This window comes from Elusimicrobiota bacterium (genome assembly GCA_016788905.1).
GTDB lineage: Bacteria > Elusimicrobiota > Elusimicrobia > FEN-1173 > FEN-1173 > JADKHR01.
The window spans coordinates 49,249-74,114 of record JAEURZ010000005.1 but is presented as its reverse complement, the minus strand read 5'-3'; the positions used below and the strand labels follow the sequence as shown (position 1 = coordinate 74,114).

Here is a 24,866-nt window from a genome sequence, read left to right as displayed (position 1 = left end):
CCATGACGATTTCCGTCTTTGTTTCGGATCCCATCAGTGAAGAAGGCCTGCTTCCTCTGCGACAGGCTCCAGGTTTTCAGGTGAACGTCAAGACGGGTCTGAAGGGACCCGACCTCTTGAAAGAAGTGGCCGACTGCGATGCTTTATTGGTTCGGTCGGAAACGAAAGTCACCGCGGACGTGATTGCCGCGGCCAAGAAACTTCGGTTCATCGGTCGTGCGGGAACCGGCGTTGACAACATTGATTTGGGGGCCGCGTCTCGGCATGGAATTGTGGTCGCCAATGTGCCGGGCGGAAACACCATTTCTGCCGCGGAACAAACCTTGGCGCTACTTTTTGCCATGGCCCGGAACACTCCCCAGGCGGATGCCTCCACCCGGGCGGGGAAATGGGAACGGGCCAAGTTTGTGGGGACTGAAATTACTGGAAAAACTTTGGGGGTCATGGGACTGGGCCGCATTGGTCGGGAAGTCGCTACCCGCGGGATTGGGTTGGGAATGCGGGTGGTGGCGTCTGATCCCCTGGGGGATGAATCGTGGTGTCGGCGAGCCGGTGTGTCTTTTGTTTCCTTGGACGAACTTTTGGTCCAGGCCGATTTTATCACCGTTCATGTGCCCTTAAATGAGAAAACGCGGGGCTTATTGAACCGCGAGACATTGGCGAAAACAAAAGTGGGGGTTCGACTGATCAACTGTGCCCGGGGCGGCATTATCGATGAGAAATCTTTAATTGAAGCCATCGAAAAGGGGCACGTGAAAGGCGCGGCGTTGGACGTGTTTGAGAAAGAACCCTTGGACCCAGCGTCTCCTTTGTTAAAGCATCCTGAAATTATTGTGACGCCCCATTTGGGCGCTTCGACCGAAGAGGCTCAGGTGAAGGTGGCGGTTGAGTTGTCTCAGACTCTGGTGGACTTTTTTAAAAACGGGTTTGCGCGTCAAGCGGTCAATTTGCCCCCGTTGGATGTGGCCGGGCAAAACCAATTGCTGGCGTTTGTGGGATTGGCGTACAAACAGGGGATGTTCCTGTCGCAAGTGGCGGAAGGGGACCCGGTGCGCTTATCGCTCCGCTACTCAGGGGAATTGGGGCGTGTGAACCCCGCTCTTTACACGGCGACCGCGGTGGCGGGGTATCTCACAGGGATGGGTGTTCCCGCGACTCCCGTGAATGCTCTTCTTTTGGCGCAACAGAGAGGACTCCAGATTGCTGAGCAGGTTCAACCGGAAGCGAAAGACTACGCTTCTCTTCTGGAAATGGAAGCCTCTACGGCCACCGGGGCCCACCAATTGGCTGGGACGGTTTACGGTCGCGGGGATTTGCGGTTTGTGCGAATTGATGAACTGGCGGTGGATGTGAACCCCCAGGGATTTCTCATGGTGATGAGCAACGAAGATCGTCCGGGAGTTGTCGGGCATACGGGAACGGTTCTTTCGGCGGGCGGGATTAATATCGCGGGACTGGATATCGCTCGCAACCGGCCGGGAGGGGTTGCCGTTTCTTTGTGGAGCGTGGACGCTTTAGTGCCTGAAGATGTTTTGGCGCAGGTAAAAAAACACGCTTCCGTTCTTTCGGTGAAAATGGTAAAAATTTAATCGACTTATGGAACAGAACGTGATGGCCATTCAATTAGACGGTCTGAGCAAAACGTACCGTCGATCTCACCTCGGGCGAGTGAAAACAAGTCGCGGGGTGGACGGGATCACGCTGTCGGTCCGGGAGGGCGAAGTGTTTGGCCTTCTGGGACTGAATGGATCGGGCAAAACCACCACCATTAAACTGTTGTTGGGCCTTTTATTTCCAACGGCAGGCCACTCCCGTGTTTTTGGCGCCGAGTCCGGGTCGCCGGAAGCCAAACGTTTGGTGGGATTCCTTCCTGAAATTCCTTACTTTTATAAATACCTGAGCGGGCGCGAAGTGTTGCGGTTCTATGGGCGGTTGTCCGGTCTCCCGGAAAATCGTTTGACCGCTCGCATTGATGAAGTGATCGCTCAGGTTCGAATGACGGGAAACGCCGGGCGGTCCATGCGGGAATATTCCAAGGGCATGTTGCAGCGCATCGCTTTGGCCCAGTCCATGATTCACGATCCGAAATTAATGGTTTTGGATGAGCCCGTGACAGGTCTTGATCCTTTGGGACTTCGGGAAATGAGGGAATTGATTCAGGGTTTAAATCAAAAGGGTAAAACTATTTTTTTTTCCTCCCACAGCATATCTGAAGTCGAGAAACTTTGTCATCGAGTGGGGATTTTGGTTGAAGGCCGTTTGGCCCGGGTGGTGGATCATGCCGAATGGGGAAGTGCTCACGGGAAATTGGAGGAAATTTTTGTGTCCACCGTTGATCCCGAATCGGTGAAGGCCCCCGTATGAGATCTCTCCTGGCGATTGCGCGCTACACGTTTATTCAACAATTCAGAAACCGTCTCTATTTGGTGGTGGTTTTGTTCGGTGTGTTGATGATGGGGGCGTCTCTCCTTTTTGGGGCATTGGCGGGGGACCAGGAATTACGGGTGATTTTGGATGTGGGTTTAGTGACGGCAGAAATCTTTGCCCTGGCCACGGCGGTCTTTGGCGCTGTGACTTTGGTGATTGAAGAGATGGAATCCAAAACAATCTATTTGATCCTGACTCGCCCGCTTCCACGCCCGTTCTATGTGGTGGGTCGGTTTTTGGGTCTTCTCCTTGCTGTCTTTGCCAGTATTGTCCTCATGGAATCGCTCCATTTTTCACTTTTGTTTTTTAAAGGGTGGAAACCGGATTTGGCGGTTTTTGCCGCGGTCCCGATGATTGGACTGAAGGTCATGGTTATGACCGGGTTAAGTCTTTTGTGTTCGCTCACGTTCACTTCCGCTCCAACGGCTTCTGTCTTTTCCATCTTGTTATGGGTTTTGGGACATTTCGGCCAGGAAATTAAGTTTTTGGCTCATAAGTCAGGCCCCACAGCGGAATTCTTTGGCCAAATCATTGGGGTCATTTTGCCGAACCTGAGCCTTCTGAACGCTCGCGACATGATTGACCTTCCTGGGTTTGGTGCGGAGGTCCTCCTGCATGGGGTCGGCTACGCGCTTCTTTACACGTTCGCTTGTCTTGCCCTGAGTTCCGCTCTTTTTTCGAAAAAGGAATTTTAACACGTGCCGATTCGTCGGCGTGTTGAGTTTTATGGTGGAATCCTAGCGGCGGTCATTTTTTTGCTGCTGGCGGGGGTCGTTTCGCGAGGGCGGGGCGTATTCTTCCCTCCTTTTGAGCGGCCTGTGATGGAATACTTTGCCGCTCAGGATATGGGAACCGTGTTGAACGGGGCCAGACGTTTGGGCGCGGATTTGGCTTTTATTCAGCTCATGCAATACTATGGGACCGCGGAGAACGCTGACCCGAATCATCCTCGGGGTCGACGAAAAAAAGCGGTGGCTCACCCTGAAGAAGAGCATGAGGGGCACGGTCATATGCATCTGGGATCCGAGAGTGCTCCCGACTTGACCAATATCCCTTCCCCCGCTTTTCCGCAAATGGCTGAATACGTCTTACGCGTGGGGTCTTTGGATCCACGGTTTCATTTCGCCTACTTGTTTGCCAGTGGAGCGCTCGCTTTCAATTTAAATCGTGGAGAGGAGGCGATGGCGGTCCTTAACGATGGGATTCGCCACGATCCCCATTTCTGGAGGTATCGACTTTATCAGGGGGCTTTTGCCTACCGGAAAGATAAAGAAGTGGACCAGGCCATCGCTAATCTTGAATTGGCCATTCAAGACCCCGAATGTCCTTCCATGATCAAAAATATTTTGGCGAACTTACACATTAAGCAGGGGAACTCCCAGAGGGCCTTTGTTCTTTATCTGGATTTATTAAATTCTCGGGACAAAGAATATTCGGCTCGAGCGGAACAGCAACTACGGCGATTCGGGGTGATTCGGGATTAAAAATACAGGGCCTGTCCTTTCGTTGGGCCGTACTTTTTGTCCCGATTTTGGGGCAAGGGGTTTTGAAGAAATAATCCCTCGTTTTGAATTGGATGTGGACGTATCTTGCTGTGGTCTTCTTGCCTTCATTATTGGCCTAACCTCGTCGCGGTTTGGAGATACCCTTTGATTCCCTCAAGTTACCACTCTTTCAGCGTCTGGATTTCCGCCTGTTTTATACTTCTTGGATTTATTCTTGAGGTTCATCCCTTTTTTAAATCGGCCAGGGCCCAACCGGCCGTGTGGGGGGCTCGCTGGTGTTTGTGGGTGGGAACGGCGGGTCTTTTGGGGGCGGTGGTGTTGGGCTTTATTCAGCCGCCAAAATCGGTCATTATTCAAAATTTCTCAGGCCCGGAAGTCGAACATCGGTTTTTAGGGATTTGGTCCGCAGGCGTTTTCCTGGCTCTTTCTGTTTGGCGGTTTTTAGCGGGTCGTCGGCCCAGCCCCCTGTTGGTTCTGGTGTGGTTGGCGGCCCTGTGGGTGCTGGGGACTCAAATCGTTTCGGGGTTTCGGCTGGGCAAAGATTTTCTTTTTTAAGAGAGGAGAAATCTATGGGCGACGCGAAAAAGCGGCTCTTGATTGTTGAAGACGATCCGAACCTTATGGATCTTATGGTTGATTTTTGTGATGAAATTTCGGTTGTCCCCATCCCGGCGGTGGACGGGGCCTCCGCCCTCACCCAAGCGGTAAGCGAAATGCCTGACGCTGTCACGGTGGATTATCGCCTTCCGGATATGTCGGGTTTGGATGTGATCTCTCGTTTGAAAGCCGATCCTCGCGTGGCCAAGATTCCTCTTATCCTCCTTTCCGCGGACGCCAAGATTCATGAAACGGAAGCCAAGGCCCTTGGCGCTTTTGGGGTCCTGCTGAAGCCCGTGACGCCGGAATCGGTTCGCTCCATGCTGGTGGCCTGTTTGGGGGAGTGGTGAAGCACACAACCCCGGGAACAAAGCCTTTGTGGGAAAACAGTTTGTTCCTTCGCGCGTGTCGCCGTGAAAAAACAGAACGGCCCCCGGTCTGGTTGATGCGTCAAGCGGGACGTTATCAACCCAGTTACCGGAAACTTCGATCTCACGTCTCGATGTTGGAATTGTGCAAGAGCCCGGACCTTGCGGCGCAAGTCACTGTGAACGCTGTTCAGGAAATTGGCGCGGACGCGGCCATTTTATTTTCCGATCTCCTTTTGCCCGTGGAACCCATGGGACTTGCCTTGTCGTTTCAAAAGGGGGAAGGCCCTGTGATTGTTCCTCCCGTTCGGAGCGCGGAGGATGTGGCACGGCTTCGGCCGGTGGAGGTTCGGGCCTCTTTGGGGTATGTGTTTGAAGCCGTCCGGCGAACGCGGTGCGCGCTTTCCCCGGAGATTCCCTTGTTGGGGTTTGCGGGGGCCCCCTTTACGTTGGCCGCTTACATGATTGAGGGGGGGGGATCCAAGGATTTTGCTTTGGTGAAAAGGTTCATGCGGGAAGAGTCGAAGGCTTGGCATTCCCTCTTGGCAAAGATTTCTCGTGTGGTGGGTGATTTGTTGAATGAGCAAATTGTGGCTGGTGTTCAGGCGGTTCAACTTTTTGACAGTTGGGTGGGACTCCTTTCTCCGGCGGATTATAAAACCTATGTTCAACCCCACACCCGGGCCGTGTTTCAACAACTTCCCAAGAATGTGCCCACGCTTCACTTTGGAACCCAAACGACCACCCTTCTGGGCTTAATGCGAGAAGCGGGGGGCACCGTGATGGGGGTGGATTGGCGTGTGCCCCTGGTGGAGACCTGGAATACGTTGGGGTCTGTTGGCCTTATGGGTAATTTGGATCCGACCGTTCTGTTGGGTTCAGAGTCCATACTTCGGAAAGAAGTTCACTCTCTTTTGAAGCAAGTGGGGTCTCGGCCGGGATTCGTTTTTAACTTGGGGCATGGGGTGTTGCCCACGACTCCTTACGAAAACGTTTTGGCTTTGGTTCGGTGCGTGAAGGAGTTTCGAGCCAAGTGAAACGGGCGGTTTTGTTAATTGGGTTTGGCGGGCCCGATCGTGCAGAAGATATTCGGCCTTTTTTGGCCAATGTCTTGAAGGGCAGGCCCGTGTCTCCCGAACGGGTGGAAGAAGTGGTGCGCCAATATGAAAAATTAGGCGGGAGATCTCCGTACAATTCCCTGGCGGAAATACTGGCCCAGGCGCTGGAAAAGAAATTGGCTGGGAATCAAATCCTCGTCACGCTTGGGATGCGGAATTGGGCCCCTTCCCTGTCGGATGTCTTGGGTCGGTTGAAGGCGGACGGGGTGACCGACCTCGTGGGTGTTGTGTTGGCGGCCTACCGGTCTATCCCCAGTTGGAATTATTACCTTCGATCAACCGCGGACGCTTTTCACGCGGTGGGGGGGCGGTTTCGGTTAAGGTATGTTTCCCCTTGGCACTCGGACCCTTTGTTTGAAAAGGCCGTCGTTGCTCGTGTGCAAGAAGTTTTGGAGACGTTGCCGGTGGAACGACGGTCAACGTCTCGGTGGTATTTTACCGCGCACAGTATCCCCATCCCCTGGGACGAGTCCTCGGGCTATTCCGGGCAGATTCGTGCTCTTTGCCAACGCGTGGCCAACGGGTTTCAGCAGAAGGATTGGTCGTTGGTTTATCAAAGCCGAAGCGGTCGCCCGGAGACTCCGTGGTTGGAGCCCGATGTGTCGAACGTTTTGGAGAGAGACCCCACCCTCAAAGGGCGGGATGTGGTGTTGATCCCGATCGGGTTTTTGATGGACCATGTGGAAGTGCTCTTCGATCTCGATATTAAGGCGCGGGAAGCCGCGGAACGCGTGGGCGCTGTTTACCATCGCGCTAAAACGGTGGGACTTCATGGGGACTTTTTGGACATGCTAAAAAACAAAGTGCTTGAACTTTTTCCGACAACTCCCCCGACCGTTTCGGGCCCCTACCCGAAGGCGTCACGGCGGGTGGTTGTGGTGGGGGGAGGTCTTTCTGGTCTTTCGGCGGCCCATCGGGTTTGGGAGTGTGCCCAGGGATCAGGAGCGGATGTCGATGTGAAAATTTTGGACGCGGGCTCTCGCCCGGGTGGGGTGGTGGAAACCGTTCGGCGGGACGGGTTTCTTTGGGAAGGAGGGCCGGACAGTTTTATCACTGAAAAACCGGCCGCTATTGCTTTAGCCCGACGGTTGGGTTTTGATCATCAGATTCGCGGGACCAATCGTCTTTTTCAGCAGAGTTTTGTGGCACGTGACGGAAACCTTTTGCCCACACCGGAAGGGTTTTATCTCTTGGCACCCACCAAATTTTGGCCCCTTTTTCGCACACGGATTCTTTCGTGGCCGGGAAAGGTTCGGGCGGCTATGGAATTGATTGTTCCCCCACGCCGTTCTGGAGGGGATGAAAGTTTGGCTTCTTTTGTTCGCCGTCGGTTTGGACAGGAGATATTGGATCGTTTGGCTCAGCCCATGGTGGCGGGTATTTATTCCGCTGATCCGGAGACCTTAAGTCTTCAGGCGACGTTCCCGCGGTTTCTTGAAATGGAGGCGAAAGGCGGGGTGATTCGGTCTCTTTTGCGGGCCCGCCAGGCGGCGAAGCGAAAGGGCGTTCGTCCTCTTCAGGGAACCAGCGGGCCCCGGTACGGGCTCTTTGCGGCTTTTGAAAAGGGTGTCGGTTCTTTCTTAGAGGCCATTCTTCAAAAACTTCCAGCGGGAACTTACGTTGGAAACTCACGGGTCACCCACTTGGAACGGTCGGGATCCGGGTGGTTGTTGAAATGCAACGGAGGGGATACTTTTGAGGCCGATGGGGTCCTCTTGGCGGTTCCTTCCCCGGTGGCGGCAGGGCTTATGGGAAAGTTGGATGGTCGGGTGGCTTCTCTTTTGAGCCAGACCCCTTATGGAGATGTGGCCACGGTGAATGTGGCTGTGCGGCGGGACCGATTGGTTCACCCTTTGGATGGTTTTGGATTTGTGGTCCCCCAGGTGGAAAACCGGTCCGTGACGGGCTGTACCTTTAGTTCTGTTAAATTTCCAGGCCGCGCTCCGGAAGGGTTCGCGCTGCTTCGCGCTTTTGTGGCAGGGGATGTTTTAAAGGGATCCGACGATTCATTGCGGGCCGCCGTGTTAAAGGATTTACAAGACCTCTTAGGTCTCCACGGGAACCCGGAATGGATGGAAATTCGCCGCTACCCTGCCGCCATGCCCCACTACACTTTGGGCCATGTGGATCGCGTCCGAGAGCTGTTTGGACGTCTTTCTTCGATCGATGGACTGGCGTTGGCGGGGAACGGGTACATGGGAATTGGATTGCCGGATTGCGTGGCTTCGGGCGAAGCGGCCGCGGACCGTATTTTTCGCTCTCTTCAAATTATAGAATCAACTCATGAGGCCAAACACCCGTGACTGACTTTAACTACAAATCATTTTTACAGACTCCCTCTCGGCCACACTGGGATCGGGTGGGCTTACAACGGAGGACGGGCGTGTGTGTGCCCCTCTTTTCGCTCCATTCCAAGGACAGCGTTGGGATGGGTGAAATCCCAGATCTGAAACTCCTCGTGGATTGGTGCAAAACGACGGGTCTTTCCATCATTCAGCTTCTTCCGCTGAATGATGTGGGGTATGATTTCGCCCCCTACAGTGCCCAGAGTTCTTTTGCGATGGATCCCATGTATCTTTCTTTACGTCGATTGCTGGGCGTGGAAACGGACCTCTTCGAAGAAGAGATTCAAGCCATGGCTGGTCGATTCCCGATTGGCGGGCGGGTCAACTATGGCATTAAGGGGGAGAAGATGGCTCTCCTCTGGAAGATGTTTGAAAAACGCAATCGGCCGGAAGATTCTCGGTTTCAGCTCTATCGACGGCGGACCGCTTTTTGGCTTCGGGACGACGCCCTCTACAAGATCCTCAAACAACGGTATAAGGGCGTGGCGTGGGAAGAATGGCCGGAGGAATTTCGAGGGCGGAATCCCCAGGCGCTCGACAACTTGGTTCGCGAAGAGAAGGAGTCGGTGCGGTTTCATGAGTGGGTACAATGGCAACTTTACGAACAGTTTTTAGACGTTAAGTCCCACGCCAAGAAACACGGGGTTTTTCTGATGGGGGATATGCCCTTTTTGGTGGCCCGGGATTCTGCCGACGTTTGGTCGCACACCAATTATTTCAAGCTGGATTTGTTGTCGGGGGCCCCTCCGGACCTGTATTTTGCGGGAGGACAGCGCTGGGGAATGCCCGCTTACAATTGGCCCGCCATGGCCGATGGCGATTACGATTACTTAGAGCGAAAACTTCGTTACGCGGAAAACTTTTACGACATGTTTCGAATTGATCACGTCATCGGCGTGTTTCGTCTCTACACGATTCCCATTTCAAGTCCGGCGGAGCGGGAAGGGTTGGATGGATGTTTTGATCCGAAGGATGAGGGGGAATGGGAAGAGCACGGGCGGCGGTTGTTGGAGGTGATGCTCAAAAGCACGCGCATGCTTCCTTGTGGGGAAGATCTGGGTATGGTTCCTCCCTGTTCCTTTAAGGTTCTCCGTGAGTTGGCGATCCCAGGGATTGATGTTCAACGCTGGGCGCGGGATTGGGGGAAAACCTATGAGTTTAAATCCCCGGACGCTTACCGTGTCAACTCCATTTCGGTTTGTGCCACTCACGACATGTGCGTTTTGTCCGCCTGGTGGATGCACGAAGCCTCCACGGTTGACGATTATTTTTTTAAGGTCAAGTGCCGCGCTCAGAATTTGCCGGAGGATGCGCTGAAAGAAAAACTGTTTGATGGGACACGGGAAGCCCACGGGCGTATTCATTGGCGATCCGAAATCAATTCGGAAGACGTTCTGCTCGCGGCGCTGGGGTTGGGGGCCGAAGAGGCCACGGAATTTTTGGAAATGTTTCGATCCACCCGTTGGGAACGGGAACTTTTTTGGAAACATTTGGGGTTCGAGGGATTGCCCCTGGAGAAACCTACCCCGGAATTCTATCGCCGGGTTTTGGAACGGGTCGGTGAGACCGCGTCCATCTTCAGTGTGCAGCTGATGCAAGATTGGCTTTCGATAGCGGATGGACTTAAGGGGCAAGACCCCTGGGACGTTCGCATTAACTTGCCTGGGACCGTTGGGGATATGAATTGGTCCTACGTTCTTCCCCATTCCTTGGAGGCGTTGCAAGGGTGGGCGGGCAACCCGGCGATTCTTGATGTGAACAGACGCACGGGTCGGTGTTCTTGAAAGAGACGATCGTTGTCGTTGAAGGTCTGACGAAAAGATACAAGGATGTTGTGGCTGTGGATCATCTCAGCCTGCGCGTTCAGCGGGGCGATATTTACGGGTTGTTGGGGCCCAACGGGGCAGGCAAAACAACCGCTCTCCATGTTCTCATGGGGGTGTTAACCCCCACCTCCGGTCGTGTGGAGGTGTTTGGCCTCTCTCCGTTCACGGACCGCGAAAAAGTTGTTCCCCGGGTCAATTTTTCTTCGGCTTATGTACAAATGCCGTTTAACCTGACCACCCGGGAGAATTTGGATATCTTTGCTCGTCTGTATGGAATCCCCTCGCGTGCGGAAAAAATTGATTCTCTCTTGGAAGCCTTTAAGCTTACCCATAAAGCCAAAAGCCGGACCGGCTCCCTCTCTTCTGGGGAACAGACCCGTTTGAATCTTTGTAAGGCACTGCTCAACGATCCGGAACTCCTTTTTTTAGATGAGCCCACCGCAAGTCTCGACCCGGATATTGCGGATTTGGTGCGCCGCGTCCTTCAGGATATTCAACGTCGTCTCCATCTCACCGTGCTCTACACATCGCACAACATGGCGGAAGTCGAGGCGTTGTGTGATCGGGTGTTGTTCCTTCATCGAGGAAAAGCGATCACGGAGGGGACCCCTAAAGAAGTGGCTGAGCGATTTGAACAAGATTCCCTTGAAAAAGTGTTTATCCATTTGGTTCGTACAGGGGATGTGGTGGATGCGGAGATTCCCCGATGAATCGGATCTTGACCATCGTTCGACGTTACGTTCTGATCCATCTGCGAAGTCCGGCGCGCCTGTTGGACATCTTTTTTTGGCCTGTCATGGAACTTTTTGTCTGGGGTTTTTTTGCGGTTTATTTGAAAGGGCAGAACCTGGACGCCACAGGGCGCTTGATGGTGACTCTCTTGAACGCGCTTGTCTTCTGGGACATTCTCTATCGATCCCAACAATCCCTCAGTTTGGCTTTTATGGAAGAGCTGTGGACCCGCAATGTCCTCAATCTCTTGATTTCTCCCCTGCGAATTAAAGAGTGGGTGATCGGGGCGTATATTTACGGGGTGATTAAAACCGGGATTATCGTTATCATTCTTCTCTTTCTGGCGGCCCTCTGTTACGCCTTTAATGTTTTCTCCCTTGGGTTTTATTTTGTTCCGTTGGCCCTCAACCTCCTCCTTTTTGGTTTTGCCACGGGGTTGTTCACGACCGGATTACTTTTGCGGTGGGGGCATGCCGCGGAAGCGTTGATTTGGGGAGTCCCTTTTCTCATCCAGCCTTTTTCAGCGATATTTTATCCGGTTTCTGTTTATCCAGCGTGGTTAAAACCCCTCGTTCTCCTCCTTCCCAGCACACATGTTTTTGAGGCGATGCGAAGTGTGATTGACCATGGGGTTTTCCCTTGGAGCTCTTTGTGGGCCGCGGTGGGGTTGAATATTGTCGTGACATTTTTGTTCGGTTGGTTTTGTCTTCGCATGCTTGAACGGGGGCGAAAAAATGGCCAACTCGTGCGGATGGCCGGATAAAGTGCTAATATTCCGCAATTGGCGGGGTAGCTCAGCTGGTTAGAGCACACGCTTCATAAGCGTGGGGTCGAGGGTTCAAGTCCCTCCCCCGCTATTTTTTCAAGACCCGGCCTTGATTTTAGGGCGGGTTTTTTTATTGGTTCTGGTTTTTGAAGGTTGTGAAGACGCGACGACGAAAGAGACATTTTGTCCCTTGAAATCGATCTGAAAAATTGGTTGAAAATTGTTACTATTGGGGCCGCGGTTTGCTTCAATAACTTTGTGTTTTGGTTAAACGGAGACAGGATCAATGGCCACGGTCTGAGAGCCGGGGGCTTGATTCGGTAGCGATGTCGGGGTACGTGTTGAATGTTTTGAGGAAGAAATAGTCCGGCATCCTTGGTTGAATGCCGCGTCCTAATATAAAATCCGGGTTTATTCATCTTTCCTATTGAGGGAGACAAATTATGTTGGAAAAAATAGCCTTTTTGTTCATGACCTCTTTGACAGAAAAAAATCGCCTGGTTCGGGGAATGGGGCGATCTCTCACGGCCCTTCTTGTCGTTTTTGGATTCTTTTCGGGAACACTTCTCCAGGGTGCGGAACGTTCGTTTTCACTGAAAGATGCCGCCGGGAAAGGGGTCTTTAATATCGGACCGTCCAAGGGGTCGGTTTCTCCAGTGAACACGGAACCGGGACGATCCGGGGTCTTGCAATTGGTGTTCGATGCGCCGTCGGGGTCCCACGTGGGGGTTTGGACCAAAGGCTATCCTTCCGAATTGGGAGATAAAACGGCCAAAGCGGTTAGAATTTCTGTAAAAAGTGCCTCGGATCAACTCGCTCGAGAAGCGAGTGTGGCGGTGGAAATTAAAGGGGAACGGGAAGTGCAGAAGATTTCGGTTGCGCTTCAATCGGGTTGGGTGACCATGGACGTTCCGATTGAATGGGATCGCGTGGGACCTCTTAAGGAAGTCGTTTTTGTTGTTTCCCCGATAGGTGGGGATCGAAAAGGGACCCTGCTGTTTGACCTTGAATTTCTCAAAACGGGAGCGGTCGTTTCAAAAAAATTAGGGGGCCTGACCATCGCTCAGGCGGGTTCCAAGGGGATTTTTAACATCAAAGGGTCGGAAGGGAAAGTGACCCCTCTCCTGGATTCCTCCCTTAAGCGAGAGGTCTTTAAATTTGAGTATAAAGCTCCCCCGGGGAGCTTCGTTGGAATTTGGACGAAAGGCTACCCTTCTACTCTAAACGCTGAGAACTTTAATGGGGTGAAAGTTTCTGTGAAGGGCTCTTCGGCCCAACAGGCCAAAGAAGTGCAGGTGGTTCTTGAAATCAAGGGGTCGCGCGATGTACAGAAAATCCCTCTTCACGTGGATTCCCGTTGGAAGGCCGTTCCCCATTTGATTGATTGGAAATTAATCGGAGATTTGCGTGAAGTGGTGTTCGTCCTTGCCCCCATTGGGCCAGAGAGGAAGGGAACCTTTTGGGTGGATTTGACTTTCGTCAAATTCCCGAAAGTTGCTCCTGTGGTCGAGGGGACTTTTACTCTGAGCGATGCGCGAGGGCGTGGCGCGTTTAACACGGGTCCCGCGACCCTGTCCGTTGGTTCGGCTTTTGATGATTCCCTGGGTAAAGAAGTGGTGACCTTGGCGGCCTCGTTCCCACCCAAAGTGATTGTGGGATTGTGGACGAAAGATTACCCCCCGACGCTTTTGCCTTCTTCTGTGAACGGCGTGACCGCCTCTTTGTTTGTTCCGGCATCGTCTGTGGGCGAACTTACCGCGGCTCTTGAGCTGAAGGGAAGCAACAAAGAGTTTCAGACGATTCCCATCCCCATCAAGGCGGGATGGAACACGGTTCGCCACGAGGTGAATTGGGTTTTAATTGGCCAATTGAAGGAAGCCGTTTTTGTTCTCAAACCTGCCGTTAAGTCCAAACCCGTTCTCACCACGGTTTCATTCGATTTGGAGTTTTCTAAGGGGGATTTCCCTAAAACGGTGGCCGCTGTTCCCAGTCCCCCGGCAGAAGGAACTCCGGGCGAGGGAGAAGACGCGCCTCTTCTTTCTCATTATGGGATTGGCCAGGCTGGGGCGATCGGTGTGTTCAACATTAAAGATTCTGAAGGTCTTATTGATCGTTCCGTTGATCCGGATTTGAAGAAAGAAGTTCTTCGGTTTACGTATCGATGCGCTCCGGGGGCTGTGGTGGGAATTTGGTCTAAAGATTATCCGGCTGGGTTATCGAAAAAGTCAGTCAATGGTGTTCGCGTTTCGGCGAACTTGACCAACCCCGCCATCGTTTCAGAAATTGAGCTTAAACTGGAACTGAAGGGCGAGAAAATTCAAACCATTCCCTTGGTCCTTCAGCCGGGAGTCCATGTTATCGAAGAAGCCATTGATTGGGCTTTGATTGGAAATTTGAAAGAAGCGGTTTTTGTCTTGACTCCTTTGAGTGGGGGGGAGCGCACGGGAACGGTTTCTCTGGATCTGGAATTCTTTAAGGGGGAGCTTCCTGTCAAAGAAACGGGTCCGTCGGGGGCTCAAAAGACTCTCTGGATCCTGTTGCTGGCGTTGGGGGTGTCTTTCTTCTTTAAGCGAGTGGGGAAATGGGCCAAAAAAGTTTGGGGCCAAGAAAAGGAGCTTGAGGACCTTTTGGGAGAAGAGGAACGGCAGGAAACCACCTTTTCGCGCATGCGGTTTCATTTCTTAACCGGGCTGGCGTTGGTTTTAACGGCGGCAACTTCTTTGGCCATCTACGCGCTGGGAACGGTTCCCGTGTCCGCGCTTTCTTCGGGGATTTGGATTGGGGCGGCGGGCGTGTTGATTGCGGAGTTGTATAAATTCACCCGCACGAAAACCCATCTCACGTCGGGTGAAATCTTTCAGAACTTTTTTGTGACGGGATTTTTGTGGGCCACGGCCAGCACCCAGGTGTTGTGGCAGGCGCCGACGGCGTGGACGCACGTGTTAATGAAAAGCCATATTACAGCGGGGTTGGTTTGCGCGATCTATCACGTGGCCAACGGGGTTCGCCTCTCGTCTTCCGGTAAGCATTTGCGGCCGATTTCCGCGGCGATGATTGTTGGGTCTCCCTTCCTTTTTGGATGGTTATTAATGTTGGAAACTGTTCCCCTTCTCCAATCCATCGGGGCATTCTTTATGGTGGGAGCGGGGAGCGGGTGGCCCGCTTTGCAAGAGTTCCTTGGTCGATTTGTTCTCCTTTTTGTTTTTAATCAATTGGTTGCCCATGCCATTGGGTATGCCACGAAAGGAATTGGCCTCAAAACTAAAAAGGCTCACGCGTGGATTGCCCTCGTGACTCTGTGCGTCGTTTTGGCTCCTTCGATTGCGGATTGGGGAGCCAGTTTTTCCGTGGCAACACTTCCCGATTATTTGCGAATTCCGATTGCTCTTCTGACGGCCATGCTGTCCCAGGGAGGGCTTTGGATGGAAGCCTACCTCATCACGGGCATGATTTTGGATGGGATGTTGGGATACGCGCCCAATGGGGATGCGGTGGCCCGCCACGGGAGGACGGGTTTCAAGAAAGGCATGGCCTACAGCGGACTCTTTATGGGGTTTCTTTACGGGATCAAAGGGTTGGTTTTGTGGGACAGCGCTCGATTGTTCTTCCTGTCGTCCCCGATTATCGGGGGGATGTTGTTCGGGGCGTTGATTTTCCCTTTAATCAAAACGATTATTGAAAGTTTTGACGGCAGTATGCCTTTCCTTGTGCGGGCCCGTTACGGTTACCGTCAATGGACACTGTATTTACGGGGAATTGTTGTGGGCGGTGTTTTCGCTTATGGGTTGACCAGCGGAATGATGTACATGGAAACGGAGGACCGTTTGTTCTTCGGTCTCATGGCGGGACTGATGTGTTCGAGTGGGGTCAGTTTGCTTCGCGATCTTTTGAACGGTCTTCGGAATAAGGGACGTATTCAAACGTTACGGGTCTATATCGTTGATTCTCTCGTGGGTGTGTTTATCGGTTCTCTGGTGGCTTTTTACTTGGACGCGGTTCAGGTCACCGCGATTATTGAAAAGTTTGGGGCGTACACATCGGTGGGGCTTGAAAAAACCAATTTCACCGTTTACTCCCTGGTGAGCAAATGGGGCCGAATCGATCTGGGGGGCTACACGGGCGGGGTTAAATTGCTGTTTGACGAAGCTTTGGCGGGCCTGATTACCTGGTCCATTGCCGCGCCTTTGTTTGCGATTAACCGGGTTTTTATGACCGCCTACTTTCAAAGGGACAAAGCGCCCATTAAGTATTTTTTCTCGAAGGCCGGTGCTTCCGAATTGGTGGTCAATCTGATCCACGTGATGCGATGGGGACTTTGGATGTCGCCCATCATTAACACGGGGATTCACATGATGGCCAAGGCCACGTGGTACAACCAAGACGGGGCCATTCGGACGCTTTACGCCATTTTCAAAAACCTTACGTTGAGCCCGGGGGACTTCCAAGCCTGGAGTTTGGGGGTATTTGTTTCTCTCTTGGCGGTGGATTTGGTTCGGGTCTTAATCTGGATTGACCATATGGGTCTTCGCGTCGCGACGTTGGTCAACTTGAGCTTTATTGGGATGGACAAGTTGGACGAAAAGATCGCGCGCTATATTGGGCCCTCCGCCGCTCAGCGGTACCTCCCTGAAAGCGTCAAGCGGTTCACCACATGGGGTCCGTTGTTGATCCCCTTCTACATCCCCCGCGGCGCGGACTGGGATTTTGCCTGGACCAAATCGCAGGAATTACAGAAAGCCGGGGCCAGCGCTATTGGCTTTTCGGGGAAACTTCTCGAAATGCCTTGGGATCGAATTCTTCTTTGGGGAGGAAGTGGGGTGCTGTTGGTGGCTCTTGTTTCAGCCGCATTGAAGGGTTTTTCGCAACGGAACGCCAAACGACGGCCCGCCAAACACGAATTGGCCAACCGGGAATACAAGGTTGTGGTTCAATCGGATGGCGCCGCGCACAGCGAGATTTTGGCCAAAGGATACGATTTAACACGGCGGTCGTATGACATTCTTGACCCCGCGGGGCGAGCGTTGTTTGTGGTGGACACGTCCCCATCGACTGGTGCCGCAGTGAAAAACTGGCCTGTTTTAGGGAATTTCCCAACCGACCGGATCAAGGCGTCCCAAGTGGAACAAGGAACCGATTCCATTTGGGTGGTGAACACTGAAAACGGTTTGCGTACCACTCTGGAAATTAAACTTCCTGATGTGAACAGCGCCGCGGAACGGTGGACGGTGCAAGTTGAAAATATGTCGGAGACTGTTCGGAACGTGAAGGTTGTTCCTTATCTCGAATGGGTGATGGACAATCCCCAATCGGATCGCGGGCACACGCAATACGGCCGTTTGTTTCCGGAAATGGAATACCTGCAGGCGGAAAACACCCTCTTGGCTTACCAGAAAAAAACAAAGAGTATGGGTTTCTTAGCGTCGGATATCCCCACGGAAGGGTTTCACTCGTCGCGCATGGATTTTATCGGCCGGGCGCGCAGCCTATGGGCTCCCCGTTTGTTGGAGACCTTGGCGTTTCTTGATCCGAAAGACACATCGGCTTATCCCACTTTTGATCCCATCGGGAGTCTCTTGTTGGGGGTTCGTGTGGAACCTAAATCCTCCCGGACGGTAAACTTTTTAGTGGGTTACGCAAAGGATCGGGACGGGGCTTTGGGGTTGGTGAAAAAACACCTCAATCCGCGCGGCGCCTCGGCTTCCCCGGGGGCCAAAGCGGTTGTCAAAAAGACGGGACATTTGGTGGGGCATGGGGAAATTCTTCCCGGAACACCACTTCCTTATTCCAGTTACACTGAGGATGGAAACACCTTGGTGGTCCACACGCCCTTTACGCCACGGCCTTACGATCACGCTCTTTCCAACGATGTGGGGCATTACGTGATGGTGACCAATCGAGGGCTTCACATGACCGCCAATGGGAACTCGCAACAGAATCCCATCACCACGGACTGGGCCGATACCGTGACGCGCGAACTGCCAGGCGAGGCCATTTATCTCTATGACACGGACAGCAAGGAATGGTATTCGCCGACCCACCACCCGTTGAACGATCTATCGGCGAAGCACGAGTGCCGCTTTGGTGTGGATGGCACAGCCACCTTTCAGATGAACCGGGGAGATCTGTCAACAGAACTGGTGGTGTTCGTTCCTCCCTCAGAACCCACAGGTGTTTACCTCTTAACGGTCAAAAACAATTCCGCAAAACCTCGGCGTCTTCGTTTGGCGCCCTATTTCCAAATCACGCTGGCCAGTCAGGGTGAACCGCGTCGGCCCGCGCTCCAAATTCATAAAGATTCGGAACTGAACGCGGTGTTTTTCGAAAACCCTGGAAACGCTTTCCGGGCGGGGCCAGCCTTTGTGGCCATGTCCCTCCCGTGGGATCAGGTGGAGACGAAACGGGGTCGCTTCATGGGGAAAGGGCGAGGGGTCGCGCGTCCCTTCATGGTAGAAAAGGGAGAGCCGGATCAGACGCCCCATTGGGACGACCGTCCGATTGCGGGGTTCTTAGGAACTCTTGAAATCCCACCCCAAGGGGAGAGGACCGTTGTGGTTCTCTTGGGCCAAACAGATTCCAAGAAAAAAGCTGGGACGATTATTCGTAAATACAAAACCGTTGAGGCCGCCCGGATCGGCCTTGAAGAGACCCGGCGGTGGTGGTTGGGTCTGATGTCTACCACCCAGGTAAAAACCAATCAACCGGAATTTGATCGCTTCCAGAATTGGTTGAAATATCAAGGACTGGCGGAACGGATTTGGGCCCGGCGTGGGTTCTATCAAACGAGCGGTGCTTACGGGTTCCGCGATCAGCTGCAGGATTCCGTAAACCTTATTTGGGTGGACCCTGCGTTGGCCCGCAAACAGATCCTTTTGCACGCTTCTCAGCAGTTCTTAGAAGGCGACGTTGTCCATTGGTTCCACACGTTGCACGATGGTCGGAGCGCTTTTTCCAACCGGTCTCACGCCTCCGATAACTTGCTGTGGTTGGCTTGGGGCGCGGGTGAATACGTGCGCATGACGGGGGATGAGTCTCTTCTGGATGAGCGGACGACTTATCTTAAGGGGGAAAACCCTTTCCTTCCTCTTCCGAAGAACAAGCACGGGTGGGGGACCATCTACCTTCGATCGGTCGTTGAAGATTCTGTTTATCGTCATTGCATGAAATCCATTGATCTGGTGCTGGAAAAACGGATGGGAGCCCACGGTCTTCCGCTCATCGGGACCGGAGACTGGAACGATGGTCTTGATGAGATTGGCAGTGAAGGTCGAGGGGAAAGTGTGTGGTTGGGTTTCTTCCTCCATTACATTCTCAAAAACATGGTGGATCCTATTGAGAAAATAGACGGCCGTGACCGGAAAGAATATTACCTTCGCCGGTTGAACGAGTTGGAAGCGGCACTGGAACGTACGTGGCGTGACGATCGTTACCTCCGCGCCATCCACGATGACGGCACAGAGATCGGATTGAAAGACAGCGGCGTGTGGGAAATTGACGCGTTAACGGCCGCCTGGGCTGTGTATGCGGGGATCAACCCGGAGCGGAACCGTATCGTGTTTCAAACCGCGCTGAAAGTCCTCGAACGGGATAACGTGATTCTTCTGGGATGGCCCGCGTTGCGGGAAGGGACGAAACCCTATTTGGGTCGGTCCAGTCATTACCCCGAAGGCGTCCGTGAAAACGGAATGTATTGTCACGGGGTCCAATGGCTTGTTCGCGCCGCGAGACTTTTGGTCGAACGGGCGGAGTTGGATCAGGATGTGGCTCGAGCGAAAGAATACCGGGAAGCGGCGTATCGTTTGTGGATGAAGATCTCCCCGTTGTCGCATCTTTCCCCAACGGAAATCGAACTCTATGGGGGGCAACCCAACAAGCAGTCCGCGGATATGCTTACCACCTACGATCAGGGGCGGATGATATGGCATGGGTATACGGGAGCCGCGGGATGGATGCTCCGCCAAGCTATGGAAGGGGTGGTCGGGGCTCAATTGGTGAACAACGCGATGGTTTTGCCCGCAGATATGAAATTGCCCCGGGGACCGCTGGTTGTGGAATCGTTAAAACGCGATGTATCAGGAAGCCCGCTCCAAAAGCCGAAATAGAAGGCAAGTCGCACAAGCTCGCTAGGGAGTGGGGGGATGTGGCGCTAGAACAGGCGGAAGAGGGAACCCACTTCCTATTGCGCTAGATTTAGAATGTCGGGGATTTCCTTTACGGTTGCGTTTTTAATCCATTGGCCTTCTGTTTTTGATTTGTAGATCAGGATGTTGGGACCGACTTCGCAGCGGTCCAGGCATCCGGATTTACAGATTCTGATTTTTTCTTCCAAGCCTTTTTCTTTGATGGTCTTCCGAAGGCCTTCCATCATTTCAATTCCTTGTTTCCCCGCGTTGGCGCAGGCGATTCGTTCGCCGGGAGCGCGCTGGTGGGTACACACAAAAATTAGGGTTTCAAATGGGGGGGGAGATTGTTCCATCAGGAGCCCCTCCGAACGGGTTCGTAGAGCGTGGTTCGTTGGCGGGGGGTGAAACCCGCCTCTTGGATGAGTCGCGCCACATCGTCTGTGGTGGCTTTGTTGATGAACCCTGCGGCGGCGTGAACATTTTCATCGATGAGCGTGCCGCCGAAATCGTCGGCCCCGAAATAGAGGGAAACCTGCCCGGCTTTCTTCCCCTCCGAAAACCACGACGCTTGGATATGATCGAAATTGTCGAGATAAACACGTGACGCGGCGAGCATTCGGAGGTAGGGAACCGGCCCTGTCCGCGAGGGGTGGCGCTTTTCCAGAACGGTGTTTTGGGGTTTGAAACTCCAGGGGATGAAGGCCGTGAAGCCCATCGTTTCGTCTTGAAGCGACCGTATATGGTCCCAATGTTCCACAATTTCTTCAATGGTTTCCACGTGACCATACATCATCGTGGCGGTGCTTTTAAAACCTAATTTGTGGGCCGCGCGATGGACCTCCAACCACTTTTCTGCCCCGCCTTTTTTGTGGGCCAATTTTTCCCGCACGCGATCGGAAAGGACTTCCGCCCCACCCCCCGGGAGAGTGCGTTGTCCGGCGTCCCAGAGGGCCAGAAGAACCCCGTCGAGGCTTAAACCAGAAACCTGGGCCATGGTTTGAATTTCCGACGCTGTAAAGCAGTGGGGGGTCACCTGAGGAAATCGTTTGCGCATTTCTCGGACGATGTCGGTGTAATACGATAGAGGGAGATCCCGGTTGTGGCCTCCCTGCAGAAGGATCGTTGTGGCCCCTTGGTTTACCGCGTTTTGGACCTTTTCCATGACCTGGTCCAACGTTAGCGCGTAGGCGTCGGCGTCTTTCTTTCTTCGATAAAAAGCACAAAAGAGACAATCTGTGTCGCAAATGTTGGTGTAGTTGGGGTTTGAATCCACCACGAAAGTGACCTGATGGGCGTTCGTTTTCTTTGCCCGGACGCCCTGGGCCAATGCCCCTAATTCCAGAAGGGGGGCTTCTTCCGACAGGAGAAAGCGGCCCTGGGAGGACGATAATCGTTTCCCGCTCATGACGGATTCTTCGATTTGTTTCCACGTCATAGGGTTAGCAATACATCCGTTTGCGGCCTGTCACTTGATCGCGGAACAAGGATTCCGCTCTCTCTTCCTGAGGGCCGAGTCGATACACGAATCCATTGAAATAGTTGGTCATCTGGGCGGTCGGTATTTTAAGGAACTGGGCCGATTGACGGGAACGATGGATATTGTTTTTGGCGAACTGGTCTAAGGCGGTTTCCAGGGCTTCGGCCAGTTCGTCCCTCAAATAGGGCGGGGTGTTTCGGCGGACCATCCAGCGGGCGAAGACAAAAGGCCCGCCGTGCCATTGGGACCACTTTTCCGCCAGATCGGTGACGTGGGGAAATGTTTTTATCAGGTCTTCCTGGGGGGCTAAGGCGTCGTCCCCAATGACCAATCGTGATTCGTCTGAAGGGTGGAACCCTTCTCTCAGTTGAACGGAAAATCCTTCCCGGGCTTCCAACAGAACTTTAAGTAATTTTACCGAGGTGGAGGTTTGGTCTGTGACACCTACGGTGGCGCCTTCCAGATCTTTCCAGGGCCTTTTGGAAAAGAGGAGCACGCTTCCGGCCTTCCGTTTTACAGCGATCCCATAGGGGCCCAACACGTCAAACCGGTCTTCCAAGCGCCACGCTTCCACCACGGGGAGAACCCCCGCGTCAATTCGGTCGTCCTCCGCCCAGGCGGCCAAGAGTCGTGGGGACGGGCAGGGGATGGGGTTCCACTGTGCGGGCAGACGAAAAGGCACGGTGTTGGTAAAAGACAATTCGCCGATTCGAAGGGAGGGGGACGATTTCATGCGATGAGGGCGTGGGGTTTCTCTTCAAAGATCTGAACCACGTTGTAGAGCGCGTCCCGTTCCACCGGAATACAACCGGCTTCTCGAATGATCCGCACGAGGCGGTCCCGGGCCATGCCCACGGGTGTTTCGGCCTTGGCCGCGTGCATGATGCGTTCCTCCAAAATGGTGCCATCCACATCGTCGGCGCCGAAGCGGAGCGCCATGGAACACGTCTCTTCCCCCACGGTGACCCAATAGGATTTGATGTGGTCGAAATTGTCCAACAAAAGCCGGGAAACGGCGATGGTTTTTAGGTCGTCAACGGAAGAGGTTTGCCGTTCGACAATCCCCGTAAGACCGGGCTGGAACGCGAGGGGGATGAAAGAAAGGAACCCTTTGGTTTGGTCTTGGAGGTCGCGGAGTTTTAGGATATGGTCCAGACGCTCCTCTAGGGTTTCGATGTGGCCGTAGAGCATGGTGGCGTTGGAACGAATGCCCAACTCATGGGCGGTCCGGTGAACTTCGGACCATTTCGACCAACCAATTTTAAAGGGAAAAAGGGCTTTACGGATCCGTTCGCTGAAAATCTCGGCGCCACCACCGGGAAGACAAACAAGCCCTTCGTTTTGCAAGCGCTGAAGCACCTCGCGGATCGATATTTTTTCTTTGCGAGAAAAATAATCGATTTCCACGGCCGTATAGGCTTTTAATTGGATATGGGGGTACGCCCGTCGAATGACGCGAAGAACGTTGAGGTAATCGTCAAAAGACCATTTACTGTAAAGACCTCCCACAATATGCACTTCCCGCAACTCGGGAGAAAGGCGGTCCAGAATGTCTTTTTCCGATAGAACATAGGCGTTGGGTTTGCCTTCTTTGGTGGCGTAATCACAAAACTTGCAGGAAAGAACGCAAATGTTGGTGGGATTGATTTGCCGGTTAAAGACAAAGGTGGCTTGGCGACCGTGGCGCTGTTCACGGATATGGTTCGCCATCCAGCCTAAGCCCAATAAATCTTGACTGGCAAAGAGGGCGCGGCCGTCGGCCAGCGACAGGCGATCGCCGGATTCCACCTTTTTCCATAAGGGGATTAAGTGGGGATCCGAAAAGTTCATAGGACAATTCCATACTCTTTCCAGCGCGTGTCCACTCGTTGGATAATTTCAGGGGTCATCACCAGGGGTTCGGGATACCCCGGTTTCCATGTGGCGTCGATGCCCAGCGGACCCGAAATCTTGGGCCAGGCGCCCTCGATTCGAGAGGAGGCCGGATGGAGATCTCGGGCACAGTCAAACCGAGTGAAGAGACCCCAGATGAGCCGTTCTTCGTCGTCTAAAGGCACATCGTCGCTCACGGCCGCAATGAGCGTAAAGCCCGCTAAGGAAGGATCCTTCACCAACCGTTCCACAACCGCTCGGCCGTTTCCTTTCACCTGGACGACCAGGAGGCTGTCCCGTAAATTGCGCGAGCGGAGGATGGTCCCGTCGGGCCCAGGCCCTTCCGAGGGCACGGGTTTTCGATCGGGAGTCTTTTTTCCACGGGTGGCGTCTAAAATCATTTTGCTCCCCAGGTTCATCTTGAAACTGGTGAAGTCCAATGTGTCTTGAGCTGTTCCGGGCAACAAAATGAAATCTTCCGCTGGATCAAAGTTGTCGCGGAGGGCGTCTAAGACTTCCGAAAAGTTACGCACATTGACTTTGGGGTCCACCAACACCACACATTTAGATAGGGACATTTGCCCCTGGCCCATGAGACCTAGCGCGGTTTTAATTCCTTCTTTGGCATACCGTTGGTTCACGGAGGCTACAGCCAAATTGTGGAACCCCGCTTCTTGGTATGTCCATAGGTTGACCAGTTCGGGCCGCATGGCGCGGAGGAGGGGAATCAGCATTTCATTAATGGCGTTCCCCATGAATTTATCTTCCTGGGGGGGAATCCCCACGACAGTGGCCGGGTAAATGGGGTTTTTACGTCGATGGACTTTTTGAATGTGGAAAACGGGATAGGGGGCGGCGTGGCTGTAGTGGCCAAAGTGGTCCCCAAAAGGGCCTTCTTGGCGTCGTTCTCCCGAAGGGATGTGGCCCTCAAGCAAAAATTCTGCGTTCGCAGGGGCTTGAATGCCGTTTGAGAGTTGGACCAATGGAACGGATTTTCCCCGAAGAAATCCCGCAAAAGCGAATTCGTCCATGTTCTCGGGAAGGGGGAGAATTGACGCCAAAAGGCTGATGGGATCGCCGCCCAAGGCCACCACCACGGGCATGGGTTTATTGAGCGCTTCCCATTCCGCGTAATGGGCACCACCGCCGCGCTCGATTTGCATGTGCATGCCGGTGGTGGATTTGTCGTACGTGTGCAAACGGTACATGCCCACGTTCGATTTTCCGGCGGGGTTTTGGGTAATCACGAGGGGCAATGTGAAAAATCGCCCGCCATCTTTTGGCCAACAGGTTAAGATGGGCCACGGGTCCAAATTCGGAGGTTCGGTGATTTCGGTTACGGGTCCGCCGGAGACTTTTTTGGGTGGCATCTTGGTGGCCCGCATCAACAATTCCCGTTGTCGCCAGAGCGTGGCGGGTGAGGGAGGGAAAAAGTCTTTCGCCGCGTTGAACAGTTCTTCACCGATCTCCGCGGGGGGCCGCCCGAGGGCTATCTCCATGCGGCGGGCGGTACCAAACAGGTTGATGGCGACAGGGTAGGGGGACCCTTTTACGCGCTCGAAAAGCAAAGCGGGTCCGCCGGCTTTGACAACGCGTGTTGTGATTTCGGTTATCTCGAGAAATGGATCCACTTCAACAGAAACCCGTTGCAAGAGTCCTTCGGCTTCAAGGGCTGAAAGAAACGCGGGTAAATCGTTTAACACGCGACGCATC

At 53.5% G+C, this 24,866-nt stretch carries 17 protein-coding genes and 1 tRNA gene; 13 read left to right on the top strand and 5 right to left on the bottom strand.

The features are described 5' to 3' along the window. The first annotated feature begins 2 nt into the window (after positions 1-2). The 13 genes from JNK54_03430 (at position 3) to JNK54_03370 (ending at position 19,783) form a co-directional block, all read left to right on the top strand. The gene (locus JNK54_03430) at positions 3-1,589 is read left to right on the top strand and encodes a phosphoglycerate dehydrogenase (GenBank protein MBL8023321.1); all 1,587 of its coding nucleotides are present in this window, start codon (positions 3-5) and stop codon (positions 1,587-1,589) included. Between the two features lie 7 nt (positions 1,590-1,596). Beyond that, positions 1,597-2,364 carry an ABC transporter ATP-binding protein gene (locus JNK54_03425; GenBank protein MBL8023320.1) on the top strand — a complete coding sequence of 256 codons (768 nt, stop codon included), beginning with the start codon at positions 1,597-1,599 and terminating at the stop codon, positions 2,362-2,364. Next, positions 2,361-3,122: an ABC transporter permease gene (locus tag JNK54_03420; GenBank protein MBL8023319.1), complete on the top strand. Its 762-nt coding sequence runs from the start codon at positions 2,361-2,363 to the stop codon at positions 3,120-3,122. Before JNK54_03425 ends, JNK54_03420 begins: the two co-directional genes overlap by 4 nt. 3 nt (positions 3,123-3,125) lie before the next feature. Continuing rightward, positions 3,126-3,911 (top strand): hypothetical protein, encoded by a 786-nt coding sequence (locus JNK54_03415; protein ID MBL8023318.1) that lies wholly within the window; start codon positions 3,126-3,128, stop codon positions 3,909-3,911. Positions 3,912-4,076: 165 nt separating this feature from the next. After that, positions 4,077-4,487, top strand: a complete 411-nt coding sequence (locus JNK54_03410) for a hypothetical protein (protein ID MBL8023317.1) — start codon at positions 4,077-4,079, stop codon at positions 4,485-4,487. A gap of 14 nt (positions 4,488-4,501) precedes the next feature. Next, positions 4,502-4,879 carry a response regulator gene (locus JNK54_03405; GenBank protein ID MBL8023316.1) on the top strand — a complete coding sequence of 126 codons (378 nt, stop codon included), beginning with the start codon at positions 4,502-4,504 and terminating at the stop codon, positions 4,877-4,879. A 26-nt stretch (positions 4,880-4,905) separates the two neighbouring features. Further along, complete coding sequence (gene hemE, locus JNK54_03400; protein MBL8023315.1) at positions 4,906-5,934, top strand: uroporphyrinogen decarboxylase; 1,029 nt, start codon at positions 4,906-4,908, stop codon at positions 5,932-5,934. Continuing rightward, entirely contained in the window at positions 5,931-8,318 is a 2,388-nt protein-coding gene (gene hemG, locus JNK54_03395; protein MBL8023314.1) for a protoporphyrinogen oxidase, read from the top strand. Before hemE ends, hemG begins: the two co-directional genes overlap by 4 nt. Before the next feature lie 86 nt (positions 8,319-8,404). Continuing rightward, entirely contained in the window at positions 8,405-10,144 is a 1,740-nt protein-coding gene (locus JNK54_03390; GenBank protein ID MBL8023313.1) for a 4-alpha-glucanotransferase, read from the top strand. Beyond that, positions 10,141-10,896 (top strand): ABC transporter ATP-binding protein, encoded by a 756-nt coding sequence (locus JNK54_03385; GenBank protein MBL8023312.1) that lies wholly within the window; start codon positions 10,141-10,143, stop codon positions 10,894-10,896. Before JNK54_03390 ends, JNK54_03385 begins: the two co-directional genes overlap by 4 nt. Further along, entirely contained in the window at positions 10,893-11,681 is a 789-nt protein-coding gene (locus JNK54_03380) for an ABC transporter permease (GenBank protein ID MBL8023311.1), read from the top strand. The genes JNK54_03385 and JNK54_03380 overlap by 4 nt, the downstream gene beginning before the upstream one ends. 20 nt (positions 11,682-11,701) lie before the next feature. After that, positions 11,702-11,775, top strand: a tRNA-Met gene (locus JNK54_03375). Between the two features lie 379 nt (positions 11,776-12,154). Further along, complete coding sequence (locus JNK54_03370) at positions 12,155-19,783, top strand: hypothetical protein (GenBank protein MBL8023310.1); 7,629 nt, start codon at positions 12,155-12,157, stop codon at positions 19,781-19,783. Between the two features lie 74 nt (positions 19,784-19,857). Here JNK54_03370 and JNK54_03365 read toward each other — a convergent pair whose 3' ends face one another. Genes JNK54_03365 through JNK54_03345 form a run of 5 tightly spaced genes read right to left on the bottom strand, consistent with a single transcriptional unit; the run spans position 19,858 to position 24,865 of the window. Further along, positions 19,858-20,157 (bottom strand): (2Fe-2S) ferredoxin domain-containing protein, encoded by a 300-nt coding sequence (locus JNK54_03365; protein ID MBL8023309.1) that lies wholly within the window; start codon positions 20,155-20,157, stop codon positions 19,858-19,860. Beyond that, on the bottom strand, positions 20,157-21,209 hold the full coding sequence (gene mqnC / locus JNK54_03360; GenBank protein MBL8023308.1) for a dehypoxanthine futalosine cyclase: 1,053 nt from the start codon (positions 21,207-21,209) through the stop codon (positions 20,157-20,159). Before mqnC ends, JNK54_03365 begins: the two co-directional genes overlap by 1 nt. Before the next feature lie 34 nt (positions 21,210-21,243). Then, the gene (locus JNK54_03355) at positions 21,244-22,014 is read right to left on the bottom strand and encodes a menaquinone biosynthesis protein (GenBank protein MBL8023307.1); all 771 of its coding nucleotides are present in this window, start codon (positions 22,012-22,014) and stop codon (positions 21,244-21,246) included. Next, positions 22,011-23,111, bottom strand: coding sequence for an aminofutalosine synthase MqnE (gene mqnE, locus JNK54_03350; GenBank protein ID MBL8023306.1), 1,101 nt, complete (start codon positions 23,109-23,111; stop codon positions 22,011-22,013). Before mqnE ends, JNK54_03355 begins: the two co-directional genes overlap by 4 nt. After that, a complete protein-coding gene (locus tag JNK54_03345; GenBank protein MBL8023305.1) occupies positions 23,108-24,865 on the bottom strand; it encodes a UbiD family decarboxylase in 1,758 nt (585 codons plus the stop codon). Before JNK54_03345 ends, mqnE begins: the two co-directional genes overlap by 4 nt. Between the last annotated feature and the right edge of the window lies 1 nt (position 24,866).